Source organism: Sphingomonas sp. Leaf257 (assembly GCF_001422185.1).
GTDB lineage: Bacteria > Pseudomonadota > Alphaproteobacteria > Sphingomonadales > Sphingomonadaceae > Sphingomonas > Sphingomonas yabuuchiae.
In genome coordinates this window covers 393,681-405,251 of sequence record NZ_LMMH01000034.1, presented here as the reverse complement: position 1 = coordinate 405,251, position 11,571 = coordinate 393,681, and the positions used below count along the sequence as shown (strand labels likewise).

Below are 11,571 nucleotides of genomic sequence, written 5' to 3'. Positions count from 1 at the left end.
ACGTATTCAATGCGGCCGGTCCGGCCTGTTGCATTATTACGACAGCACTTCGGCTTAACCCGCGTCATGAAAGCCGGTAAGCGAAGGGGAGAGGAGGAAGCACTGATTTGACCGGTCCGCGTAAGCCCACGTCGTTCGACATCGCGCAGATGGCGGGCGTATCGCAGCCGACGGTCAGTCGTGCGCTCCGGGGAAGCCCTTCGGTCAGCGCGGCCACGCGTGCCCGGATCGAGGCGATCGCCAAGACCCTGAACTATACGGTCGACCGCGCCGCATCGAACCTGCGCAGCGGGCAGACACGGACGCTGGCGCTCCTCCTGTTCCGCGATCCCTCGCCGGGACGCACGCTGATCAATCCCTTTTTTCTCGGCATGTTGGGCTCGATCATGGAGAGCTGTGCCGAGGTCGGGTACGATCTGCTCGTCTCGTTCCAGAACCCGACGAGCAACTGGCAGGCCGATTATGAGGACAGCCACCGCGCCGATGGGCTGATCCTGTTGGGTTATGGCGACTATGCCGCCTATCGTGAACAGCTGGAGACTTTGGTCGCGCGCGGCACCCATTTCGTGCGCTGGGGCTCGGTCGCGCCGGGGCAGCCGGGGCTGACCATCGGCTGCGACAATCATGCGGGCGCGTTGGCGGCGACACGGCACCTGATCGCGCAGGGGCGAAAGCGGATCGCCTTCCTGGGCGATGCAACCGACCATTATCCCGAATTCCACGATCGCTATCGGGGTTATTGCGACGCCCTGTCCGAAGCAGGGCTGGCCTGCGACGCCGCGTTCCAGGTCGGTGCCATTTCCAGCGAGGAGGAAGGCGAACGCGCCGCGCGCGAGCTGCTGGCGCGAGGCAAGCCATTCGACGGCATCATGGCGGCGAGCGACCTGATCGCGCTGGCTGCCATGCGCGTGCTGGCCGAGGCGGGGCTGCGCGTGCCCGCCGATGTCTCGCTGGTCGGGTTCGACGATATTCCGGCGGCGAGCTTCGCGCACCCGCCGCTGACCACCGTGGTGCAGGACGCGGCGGCGGCGGGTCGGTTGCTGGTCCGTGCGCTGCTCGCCGAGATCGGGGGGACGTCGCCGCCGCCCACTCTGCTGCCCGCCACGCTGGTCGTGCGCGGGTCCAGCATCCGACCATAAATCATAACAATAACAAGATTTTGGGAGAGGTTATGGAGAAGCCGCGTCAGGGCTTTTGGGGGTTGTGGAACACTTCGTTCGGCTTTTTCGGCATCCAGATCGGCTTTGCCCTGCAAAACGCCAATGTCAGCCGCATCTTCCAGTCGCTGGGTACCGCCGAGAAAGACCTGGCGTTTCTGTGGATCGCAGCACCCCTGACCGGGCTGCTGGTCCAACCGGTGATCGGTCATTATAGCGACCGGACCTGGGGTCGGTTCGGGCGGCGGCGGCCCTATTTCCTGGCCGGTGCCGTGTTGGCGACGCTGGCGCTGGTGGGTATGCCCAATGCAGGCGGGCTGCTGGCTGCGGCGATGCTGTTGTGGCTGCTCGACGCTTCGCTCAACATTTCGATGGAGCCGTTCCGCGCCTTTGTCGGCGATATGCTCCCCAGCCGCCAGCGGACGGCGGGCTATGCGTTCCAGACGGGGTTCATCGGGGCCGGGGCGGTGCTGGGGTCGCTGGCACCGATGCTGCTGACCGATGTGTTCCATGTCGCGAACGTGGCAGGGCCGGGCGAGGTGCCGCCGTCGGTGCGCTATGGCTTTTACATCGGCGCGGCGGCGCTGTTCGTCGCGGTGCTGTGGACGGTCCTGACCACGCGCGAATATTCGCCGCAGCAACTCGCCGCCTTTGCCGAGAGTGACGACGGACAGGCCGTGCGAAGCGATGCGGCCCCGAGCGACCGGATCGGCGCCGCGCCGCTCTGGATCGTTGCCGGTGCACTGGTCGTGGCGGGCGTCGGCTGGCTGGGCCTGGACAAGCCGGTCTATCTGCTGGGCGGCGGGTTGATCGCTTTCGGCCTTGCCAAGATCGCCAGCGCCGCACTGGTGCGGGGCGGGCGCAGCGGCAATGCGCTCAGCCAAATCCTCGCCGATCTGGCCGCGATGCCGGAGACCATGAAGCGGTTGGCGCTCGTCCAATTCTTCACCTGGTCGGCGCTGTTCATCATGTGGATCTACACGACGCCGATCGTCGCCGAGCGGGTCTTCCATAGCAGCGATGCGAACAGTGCCGCGTTCAACGAGGGGGCGAACTGGGTCGGTGTGCTGTTTGCCGTCTATAGCGGGGTGGCGACGCTCTGGGCCTTTGCGCTGCCATCACTCGCCAAGGCGATCGGACGGCGGAATACGCATATCCTGGGGCTACTCTGTGGTGCCGCCGGGTTCGCCTCGTTCCTCGTGATCCGCGATGCGTGGTGGCTGATGGCGTCGATGGTGCTGGTCGGCATCGCCTGGGCGTCGATCCTGACCATGCCCTATGCCATCCTGTCGGCCGCGCTGCCTGCCGAAAAGCTTGGTATTTACATGGGCTTGTTCAACATCTTTATCGTGTTGCCGCAGTTGATCGTGTCATCGATCATGGGTGCGGTGGTCGGGCATTTCTTCCCTGGGAACCTCGTCTGGGCGATGGCGGTGGCCGCCGGGGTGATGACGCTGGCCGCGATGGCGATGCTGCGGGTGGCGCGGGACGCTTGATCCTCCCCGGTACGGGGAGGGGGACCGCCGCGCAGCGGTGGTGGAGGGGGCGTGCCACCAAGGACATCCGTTGCGGAAGCGCCCCTCCGTCAGGCCTTCGGCCTGCCACCTCCCCGTGCCGGGGAGGATTAGCGGGGCAATGTGATCGTCGCCGCCAATCCGCCTTCGGGGCGATTGGCGAGACGGATATCGCCGCCCGCCTCGCGCACGATCGAGCGGGCGAGCGCCAGACCCAGGCCGACGCCGCCGGTCTCGCGATTGCGCGAGGTTTCCAGCCGGGTGAAGGGATCGAACACCGTCTCCAACTGATCCTCGGCAATGCCGGGTCCCTGGTCGGCGACGGTGATCGCGACATGCCCGGCCTTCGCGTCGATGCGGACATCGGCGGCATGGCCATATTTGATCGCATTCTCGATCAGGTTGCGCACTGCGCGCCGCATCAGCGACGGTCGCAGCTTCAGCCTTAGCCGCCCGCCTTCCTCGAAACTGACATCCTGCCCCAGATCGTGGAAGTCGGCGACCACCGCATCGACCAGCGCGTTCAGGTCGACATCGGTTTCCGCCTCGCTGGGCCGCCCCATGCGGGCGAGTGAAAGGATATCCTCCAGCGTCTTGTTCATCTCGGCGACGGTGTCGGCCATGCGCAGCCGGTCCTGCTCGTCCTCGACGGACTCGATGCGTACGCGCAGCGCAGCGAGCGGCGTGCGCAGATCATGCCCGATCGCGCCGAGCATCCGGTCCTTTTCCTCCAGCATTGCCGCGATCCGCAGGCGCAGCGCATTGAAGGCAGCGATCAGGCCGGACACGTCGAGCGGCCCCTGTTCGGGAATGGTCTCCGCCGGCGCACGCGGGTCGAACCGCTCGGCCGCACGGGTCAGGTCGCGCAAGGGGCGTGAAATCCGACGCCCGATCCACAGCACCGGCAACAGGATGATGCCGTACAGGATCAGCGTCTGGGCGATCAGGCGCCAGACCAAGGTCATCTCGTCGCTGGGCCAGAAGGACCGCGTGACCAGCCAGCCGCCGCCCGTCCGCTCGACCGCGATCAGCAGCTCCATCGCCGGATGGCGGCGGCGGTCGAAACGACGGCGCGGCCAGTCGAAATCCTCGGGCTGGAACGGACGGACGCCGGTCACGACCCGCGCAACCGGATGCCCGAGCTCGACCAGCCCTTCGCGAATGAGGGCCTCCACTTCGGGCACGCGCGGCAGGTTCGCCCGGATCGGGTTGGCCGCCGAGGCCCGGACCCGCCCGCGATCGGGGGGAAGCGGCTTGCCGCTCGCGGCCCGCTCGATCGCGTCGTTCAGCCGGGCGATGGCGGGGCCCGATGTCTGTTCCAGGATCAGGCTGCGGCGTTCGTGCAGGAGCAGGGTGAAGTTGATCGCCTGCGCCACGAACAGCGCGATGGCGAGCAGGACGGCCATCTGCGCCGCCAGCCGACGCGGCCAGAAACGCAGCGTCACGGCTCCAGGCTTCACAGGCGGGTGACTTCGGCGGCGAGCGTGTAGCCGCCGCCCCAGACGGTCTTGATGATCTCGGGCGACTTGGGGTCCGCCTCGATCTTGCGGCGCAGGCGGCTGACCTGATTGTCGATCGCCCGATCGAAGGCCGCGGCCTCGCGCCCCTGGGTCAGGTCGAGCAGCTGGTCGCGGGTCAGCACCTGGCGCGGGCGGCTGACGAGCGCGAGAAGCAAATTGTACTCGCCGGTCGAGAGCATCACCGACACGCCTTCGCGGTCGACCAGCGAGCGCTCGCCCGATTTCAGCACCCAGCCCGCAAAGGCATAGGAGCCGCTGTCGGGGGCATGATGGCGCGCGCCGCCCGCCTGGGTCCGGCGCAGCACGACCTTGGCGCGGGTCGCCAGTTCGCGCGGCGAAAAGGGCTTCACGACATAATCGTCCGCGCCCATCTCCAGCCCGACGATCCGGTCGGTTTCCTCGGCGCGGGCGGTCAGCAGGATGACGGGCACCTCGCTGGTCGCGGCGATATGGCGGCACAGGCTCAGGCCGTCCTCGCCGGGCATCATGATGTCCAGGATGACGAGGTCGATCGCATAGGCGGCCAACCGCGTTCGCGCCGAGGCGGCATCGCCCGCCTGGGTGACGCGAAAACCCTGTTTGGTCAGATAGACGGCCAGCGGCTCGCGGATCGAACGCTCGTCATCGACGAGCAGCAAATGCGGCGTTTCGGACATGGGTTCGGGGTCTAGCATGGCGGGCGCGGGCCGCAAAAGGGACGGAGCATGAAGGAAATTTGGGGGAGAATGGCCCGTCCCTTCCGCTTTGCGGCTCAGTCGGCGTCGGTCTGGGACGGCTGCGGGCCGGAGGGGGGCATCCCGCCGCCATGGCGCCCGCCCCAGCGCGGTGCGGCGGCGCGTTCGGCGGCATCGACCTTGCCGTCATGATTGGTGTCGAGACGGTCGAACATCGCGGCGGCGCGGGCGCGGAAGGCGTCGGCGGTGATCGGCTGGGGCGCGGGGCGGCCGGGGCGGCCGGGGCGGTCGCCACCGGGGCGGCGCGCGGCGTGTTCGGCGCGGCGCTGGTCGCGATAGGCGCGCATCTCTTCGGGCGTGACGGTACCGTCGTGATTGGCGTCCATCGCGGCGAAGCGCTGGTCGGCGGCGGCCAGCGCAGCGGTGCGGGTGATGTTGCCGCCGGCGTCGGGCTGCACGCCCATCAGGCCGCCGCGCATGCCTCCGCCGGGCGGCGGCGGGGCATCGCTTTGCGCCTGGGCGGCGGTCGCGGTGAGCAGCGTCGCGCCCAGCAGCAGGGCGGGGGAAAGGCCGAACAGGGTCTTTCGCATGGATTGGGCATCCTCTCGGCGGCGAGGGGAAAGTCCCTGCCGAACGATGCTCCTTTTGCATCCCGGCTGTCCCCCGATCATGTCGGGTTCGCTCCGCTTTTGTCGCAAATTGTGCGCGTCAGCCCAGGAAACGATCGTCGAACATGCCGTAGAGGATGGTCGAGGCGTAGAGCGCGATGGCGTGGGGACGCTCCATCGTTCCGGCCCATTTGCGCATGTCGAAGGCGGCGTTCTGGATCGCCATCAGCGCCTGCGCGGCGATCAGAGCGTCCACCGCGCGGATCGATCCTTCGCCGACGCCGTCCATGATGGTGCCCGCATAGCGCCGCGCGATCCGGTTGGAGCGGTCGACCATCTGCGCGCGCACCTCGCCCGACAGGCTGGACAGCGCGCTGGTGCGGAGCAGCGGTCCGCGCTCGGCGAACTGGATGTCGAGCAGGGTCGCGATCGCGCTCGACAGCCGGTGCCAGTGGCTGCCCCCGGCTGCGTCGGCCAGCTGCTGCGCGGCGGTGATCGTGTCGAAGCTGCGGCGATAACAGGCGGCGACCAGATCGTCCTTGGCATCGAGATGGTGGTAGAAACTGCCCTTGGTGACGTTCAGTTCGGAGGCGATGCGCTGCACGCTGGCGCCGCGATAGCCGAGCTGGTTGATGAGCCGCGTCGCCGCCAGCAGGAACGCCTCGCGCCCCGGCTCACCGTCCCGCGCACCTGGCGCATCCATGTCGAGCATGGTGGGGTTCCAGGTCGACCCCGGGGCGGCGATGCCATGGGACAGCACGTCGAGCAGCCGTTCCTCGACCCGGCCATATTGGTCGGGCTCGTAACGGTCGAGCCACATGGGCAACCAGAAGGTATTCTCCAGCAACACATGCGCACGCGCGCCGTAGAGGTCGGTATGCGCGCGGCTGGGGGCGGGACCCCACAGGCTGCGGGTGGCACGGAAGACCTTCTGCCATCCGGCCATCAACTGGCCGCGTAGCGGTTCCTCCATGGCGCGCAGGTCGGACAGCACGGCGAAGGGCGTTTCCTCACCGCGTTCGATCCGCGCCAGCCGCGCCATGTTGATCGACAGATAGCGCGCGACGCGGGTTTGCGGCGTCGGCTCCTCGGCGGCCTCGGCCAGCATCTCCAGCAGCCGATCCAGCGTATGCTCGAACGCGGCCGCCGCCAGGTCTTCCTTGCGACGGAAATAATAGGTGACGCTGGTGGTGTTCAGCCCGACCCGCCGTGCGACATCGGCAAAGGTCATGCCCTTGGCCGATTGTTCGTTGATCACCTGTGCCGCCGCCGCCAGGATGGCGTCCCGCTTTTGCAGATAGCGGTCGGTATTGCGCGCTTCACCGACGGACGTCGCCGCCATGCCTTCCATCCCCTCCGTGTATCTCGGTCGCAGTGCGAGCGATCACCGGTGTTTAGAAGCGAAAGTCTTAACCGTCACTGTCATTTCATCGCCTTCCCGGTGGAAGTCGGCGAAATTGGCGGAGGCTCTCCAAAAAGCGGTATGCCCGATCAGGTCTCTGGACGGGGGGCGCTGCGCAACCGGATCAGTCCCTCCTGTGCGACGCTGGCGACCAGACGCCCGTCGGCGGCGAAGATGCGGCCCCGATTGAAACCGCGGGCGTGGCCCGCCCAGGGGCTGTCGGTCGTGTAGAGCAGCCATTCGTCGGCCCGGAACGGCTCGTGCAGCCAGAGCGCATGGTCGAGGCTGGCGGTCTGCATGTCATGGATCAGCCAGTTGATCCCGTGCGGTAGCGTCGAGGTGCCGAGCAGCGCAAAGTCGCTGGCATAGGCCAGGATCGCCCGATGCAGCGCGGGATCGTCGCCGATGGGCGCGACCAGCCGGAACCAGATCGCCTGGGCGGGCTCGCGCGGTTCGGGGGCGAGCAACTGGCGGGGATCGACCGTGCGCAATTCGATGGGACGCGGCCGTTCCAGAAAGGCGCGGATGGGGGCGGGCACCTGTTCGCCCAGACTGTCCAGCAATTCGCGTTCGGAGGGCAGGGTATCGGGGGCGGGGACGTCGGGCATCGCATCCTGATGGTGCATCCCGTCCTCGGGCGTCTGGAACGAACAGGCGAGGTTCAGGATCGGCTTGCCCTTCTGCATCGCGATCACGCGGCGCGTCGCGAAGCTGCGCCCCTCGAAATCGCGCTCCACCCGATAGGTGATCGGGAAGCGCTCATCGCCCGGCCGCATGAAATAGGCGTGGAGCGAGTGCGCCACCTTGGGGGCCTCGGTCGATCGCTGCGCCGCCTGCAACGCCTGGGCGATCACCTGTCCGCCGAAGACGCGGCCCTCGCCACCGGGCCGTCGTGCGCCGCGATACAGGTCGGTGTCGATTTCCTCGACGTCCAGCAGCGCGACCAGGCCCTGGGCCAATTGTTCGGGAGAGAAACGGGGGCGGGGGTTGCGATCCATGCCGGGAGTGATGCTGTACGTTGACGTAAACGTCAACAATTGCCTGTCCTGTAGCCTTACCGGAAAAGGCTTTTATGCCGTAGGGGTGCTCGCTACACATAGCCTCGACGATCTGGCTGGGAGAAGGCGATGGACGGTTTGAACGAAGACGGCACGTCGGAGCGTGCCGAGCTGCACTTTCTGGCGGCGCTTACCGAGGAGCTGATGCGTCACCTGATGGAGGCCGGAGTGCTCAGCCGTACCCAGCTTCAGTCGATCGAAAATGCGGTGGCCGAGCGGACCGGCGGTATCCCCCGCGCCTGGTAAGGCGGCGTCTTTCCCGACATGACATAAACGTCATGCCAACGCGGCGTTAGCGGCTTTCCTGCATCCGGAAAGCCGCTAACGTGGCTGTCATGAGTGACGCGCAAGACCAGCTGGCCGACAAGGCCTTTCCTGCCGGTGATTCGATCCTGGGAACGCCATTGGGCATGGGCCCGCGCGATGCGGTGCGGATCGCGATGCGCCGCGACCGGCTGCTGGCCGGGCTTACCTTGACGGCGGGGGCGGGGTTCATCCTCGCTTTGCCCTTCGCGCTTCGCGAGGGGGCGGAATTCTTCCTGCCACTGACGACGGCGCTGGTCATCGCGATCGCGCTTGTCCCTATCCTGGAATGGCTGGAGCGGCGACGCGTGCCCTCGGCGCTGGCCGCGCTGATGTGCGTCCTCCTGTTCCTGATCGTCGCCAATATCGCCTTGGCGGCAATCATCGTGCCCGCGACCGACTTCTTCCGTCTGCTGCCCAGCCGGATCGGGCGCATCCAGGACAATCTGGCGCCGCTGCTCGATCTCTATTCCAGCCTCGAGCGCTATGTGAACAAGGCGCTGCGGCAGGTCGCCTCCACCCCGATCCGCCAGCCGCAGACCGCGGCCGTATCGCCCCCCAGCTCGATCCTGGAACTGGCGGCGACCTCGGCGCCGGGGCTGATCGTCCAGTTCCTGTTCGGCGTCCTCGTCGTCTTCTTCGTGCTGTCGGGCTGGACCCGGATGCGGCGTGAGACGATTCGCGGGCGGACCAGTTTCGACGGCGCGATGGCGACCGCACGGGTGATCCAGGAGGTCGTGGACGACGTCTCGGCCTATCTGGGCACCATCACGATCATCAACCTCGCGCTGGGCGGCGCGGTGGCGGGCGCGCTGTCGCTGTTCGGCATGCCCTATCCTCTGATGTGGGGCGGTATCGTCGCGCTGCTCAACTATATCCCCTATTTCGGGCCGGTGATCGGCGCGATGCTGCTGGCGGTCGGTGGCCTGATGACGTTCGGCGACATCTGGGTCGCGCTGGCCCCGCCCGCGATCATGTACGGAATGCACCTGATCGAGGCGAACTTGATCACCCCGCTGATCGTCGGGCATCGCCTGACCATCAGCCCAGTGCTGATCCTGGTCTCCCTGAGCTTCTGGGGATGGGTCTGGGGCACCACGGGTGCGCTGCTGGCCGTACCGCTGCTCATCATCCTGCAAACCGTCCTGAAGGCCGCCGGAAAGCCCGACATCGCAGGCTTCCTGTTCGAGCATGGAACCCTCACCCATCTCGACCGCGACACCGACCCCGAGGACGTTCCGCAAGAAAAATGAAATGATGCGTTGACAGGTCCGGAACGCTCGCCTAGTTGGCGCGCCTCGACGCTTTCAGCGGGTGTAGCTCAGTTGGTTAGAGCGCCGGCCTGTCACGCCGGAGGTCGCGGGTTCGAGCCCCGTCACTCGCGCCATCCTCTTCGGAGAATGGCTGGAAATATCGAAATCCCCACAGGGGGCCGATGCCGGTTTCGGTTGGCATCACATGGCTTTCAAGCGGGTGTAGCTCAGTTGGTTAGAGCGCCGGCCTGTCACGCCGGAGGTCGCGGGTTCGAGCCCCGTCACTCGCGCCATCCTTCGGGATGGCGCTTTTGTTTAGCACAGACATTGTCGGTTCGGGCGTGCCTTGGCTTTGATCCGGCTGCCGATCGCGTGCCGAAAATGCCCCGCTCCAAAAATCCCCGCATCCGTTCAGCCTGAGCGAAGTCGAAGGCCACGCTTCAACATGCGTGACCGGCTTCTGCGGGGCTGCCAGCCTTATTGGCGAGCATGGGGCGTGCACTTCGACTTCGCTCAGTGCGAACGGGGGGTGGGAGTGTGCGGAAGCCTGAACCGGGATATGGCTGAACCCCGTTCAGCCCGAGCACAGTCGAAGCCCAGGGGAAGTCCTATCGCCGTCCGCCCTCCATCCAGCGCAGCAGGGGCTTCATCGGCGTGATCCACACGATCCCCGCCACGACATAGAAAATCAGCTGCAGCACCCAATGCCATTGCCCGACCACGCCGGACAGGCTGGCGATCAGCATGGCCCAGACGATGATGATCGCGACGATCAGCAGCATACCGGCGGGTTTGCGCCAACTGGGGGTCATGGGATGATCCATTCCGATTCGGTGGCAATGGCGTGGAGCGGCACGTCCCAGCTGTCGGGAACCAGTTCCTCGACCTCCTGGACGCTCCAGGCGATGCCGACGCGCCAGGCATCAGGGTTGGCCGCAAAAGCGCGGTCATAATGCCCTGCGCCCTGTCCCAGCCGATTTCCGCGCCGGTCGAAGCCGACAAGGGGCGTCAGAATGATGTCCGGGCGGCATTCGGGGGCGTCGGGGGCAGGCTGATGCAGTCCGAAGGCGCCGACATTCAGATCCTCGCCGTCCGCCCATGTCAGGAAGCGGATCGGGCTGGCGCGGTCGGTGACATGGGGCAGGGCGATCGCCGCTCCGGCATGCAGCGCCGCCTCGACCCACAGCGCCGGGTCCGCTTCCGCCCCCAGGGGGTGATAGGCTGCGATAATTTGATGGGGGAGCAGGCGGTCCAGAAAGGGCCGCGCCACCGGCAGAAGGCCGGGGCCGTGCGCGTCGCGCACCGCCCGCATCCGGGCGCGTAGGGCGCGCTTGTCCATCATGATGCGCGACGATGATCGGGGGAAGGGCGGGTGGCGGGACCGCCATGGCCGTTTGCCGTAATATCCACTGACGCCCAATACGTCAGGTGGGGACCATGTACGTCGGACCAGGGTCCGGGCAGGGACAGCCCCCTTGGATGAAGAATAGCCTCAGGGATTATCGTGGCTCGTACCGGGCAGAGCCCGCCGCCGACCCATGTAGGCGAGGGCTCTGCTTTACTCAAGGGCGGCTTTCCTCATCAAGTGCATCGGCCAGTCCTTCCAACCGTTCGGCGATGCGGGCGAGCGCGGCCTCGCTGACCGCCGCACCGGCGGGCGGACGCCGTTCGGCCTCTTCCAGCGCGTCGGCCAGCATCAGCGAGACGAACAGCAGCGCCCGTTCGCCATTATGGCCGCCCGAGGCCCGCAGCGCCGCCGACCAGCGCTGGTCGAGCATCTGGCCCAGCATGCGGACCCGCGCTTCGCCGCCGTCCTGGCAATAGACGGTGTGGGGGCGGTCGCCGACCTGGATCGTCACTTCGGCCATCAGGCGACGCTCCCCCGGGTGATGACATCGTCGAGCGCGGTCACCGCCTCGGCCATGCGCGCCTTCAGCGCGGCGTGACGGCGGGCAAGCGCGTCTTCCTTGGCGGCGCGGTTTCGGATCGCCCCTTCGATGCGGGCGATGGCGCGGTCGATCCGCTCGACGGAGGAAAGGACGTCGTCGGCAATAGGTTCGGGCATGAAAGCGGCTTAGCAGG

Annotated in this window: 13 protein-coding genes and 2 tRNA genes; 6 read left to right on the top strand and 9 right to left on the bottom strand. The window is 67.0% G+C overall.

Annotated features, from left to right (window positions below):
• Positions 1-107: 107 nt before the first annotated feature.
• Both ASF14_RS17775 and ASF14_RS17770 read left to right on the top strand, forming a co-directional pair.
• Positions 108-1,139, top strand: coding sequence for a LacI family DNA-binding transcriptional regulator (locus ASF14_RS17775; protein ID WP_156361292.1), 1,032 nt, complete (start codon positions 108-110; stop codon positions 1,137-1,139).
• A gap of 32 nt (positions 1,140-1,171) precedes the next feature.
• The gene (locus ASF14_RS17770) at positions 1,172-2,653 is read left to right on the top strand and encodes an MFS transporter (protein WP_056438159.1); all 1,482 of its coding nucleotides are present in this window, start codon (positions 1,172-1,174) and stop codon (positions 2,651-2,653) included.
• A 128-nt stretch (positions 2,654-2,781) separates the two neighbouring features.
• Here the strand turns inward: ASF14_RS17770 and ASF14_RS17765 are convergent, their stop codons facing one another.
• From ASF14_RS17765 to ASF14_RS17745, 5 genes are all read right to left on the bottom strand, one after another.
• Complete coding sequence (locus ASF14_RS17765; RefSeq protein WP_082442333.1) at positions 2,782-4,077, bottom strand: HAMP domain-containing sensor histidine kinase; 1,296 nt, start codon at positions 4,075-4,077, stop codon at positions 2,782-2,784.
• A gap of 50 nt (positions 4,078-4,127) precedes the next feature.
• Positions 4,128-4,847: a response regulator gene (locus ASF14_RS17760; protein WP_056438153.1), complete on the bottom strand. Its 720-nt coding sequence runs from the start codon at positions 4,845-4,847 to the stop codon at positions 4,128-4,130.
• A gap of 95 nt (positions 4,848-4,942) precedes the next feature.
• The gene (locus ASF14_RS17755) at positions 4,943-5,455 is read right to left on the bottom strand and encodes an EF-hand domain-containing protein (protein ID WP_056438150.1); all 513 of its coding nucleotides are present in this window, start codon (positions 5,453-5,455) and stop codon (positions 4,943-4,945) included.
• A 118-nt stretch (positions 5,456-5,573) separates the two neighbouring features.
• Entirely contained in the window at positions 5,574-6,815 is a 1,242-nt protein-coding gene (locus ASF14_RS17750; protein ID WP_056438478.1) for a TetR/AcrR family transcriptional regulator, read from the bottom strand.
• A 149-nt stretch (positions 6,816-6,964) separates the two neighbouring features.
• Positions 6,965-7,873 carry an acyl-CoA thioesterase gene (locus tag ASF14_RS17745; protein WP_056438147.1) on the bottom strand — a complete coding sequence of 303 codons (909 nt, stop codon included), beginning with the start codon at positions 7,871-7,873 and terminating at the stop codon, positions 6,965-6,967.
• A gap of 129 nt (positions 7,874-8,002) precedes the next feature.
• Here ASF14_RS17745 and ASF14_RS21960 point away from each other — a divergent pair, with 129 nt between their 5' ends.
• From ASF14_RS21960 to ASF14_RS17730, 4 genes are all read left to right on the top strand, one after another.
• Positions 8,003-8,179 (top strand): hypothetical protein, encoded by a 177-nt coding sequence (locus ASF14_RS21960; protein WP_167334663.1) that lies wholly within the window; start codon positions 8,003-8,005, stop codon positions 8,177-8,179.
• A gap of 164 nt (positions 8,180-8,343) precedes the next feature.
• A complete protein-coding gene (locus tag ASF14_RS17740; protein WP_236697135.1) occupies positions 8,344-9,489 on the top strand; it encodes an AI-2E family transporter in 1,146 nt (381 codons plus the stop codon).
• Between the two features lie 57 nt (positions 9,490-9,546).
• Positions 9,547-9,623: transfer RNA gene (locus ASF14_RS17735), tRNA-Asp, on the top strand.
• 82 nt (positions 9,624-9,705) lie between these two features.
• Positions 9,706-9,782: transfer RNA gene (locus ASF14_RS17730), tRNA-Asp, on the top strand.
• A gap of 315 nt (positions 9,783-10,097) precedes the next feature.
• On the opposite strand, the gene ASF14_RS17725 is transcribed toward ASF14_RS17730, so the two are convergent.
• The 4 genes from ASF14_RS17725 to ASF14_RS17710 form a co-directional block, all read right to left on the bottom strand.
• Positions 10,098-10,301, bottom strand: coding sequence for a DUF2842 domain-containing protein (locus ASF14_RS17725; RefSeq protein WP_056438142.1), 204 nt, complete (start codon positions 10,299-10,301; stop codon positions 10,098-10,100).
• Positions 10,298-10,831 carry a 5-formyltetrahydrofolate cyclo-ligase gene (locus ASF14_RS17720; protein ID WP_056438140.1) on the bottom strand — a complete coding sequence of 178 codons (534 nt, stop codon included), beginning with the start codon at positions 10,829-10,831 and terminating at the stop codon, positions 10,298-10,300. The genes ASF14_RS17725 and ASF14_RS17720 overlap by 4 nt, the downstream gene beginning before the upstream one ends.
• A 220-nt stretch (positions 10,832-11,051) precedes the next feature.
• Positions 11,052-11,357 carry a cell division protein ZapA gene (locus ASF14_RS17715; RefSeq protein WP_056438138.1) on the bottom strand — a complete coding sequence of 102 codons (306 nt, stop codon included), beginning with the start codon at positions 11,355-11,357 and terminating at the stop codon, positions 11,052-11,054.
• Positions 11,357-11,554 carry a hypothetical protein gene (locus ASF14_RS17710; RefSeq protein WP_056438135.1) on the bottom strand — a complete coding sequence of 66 codons (198 nt, stop codon included), beginning with the start codon at positions 11,552-11,554 and terminating at the stop codon, positions 11,357-11,359. Before ASF14_RS17710 ends, ASF14_RS17715 begins: the two co-directional genes overlap by 1 nt.
• Between the last annotated feature and the right edge of the window lie 17 nt (positions 11,555-11,571).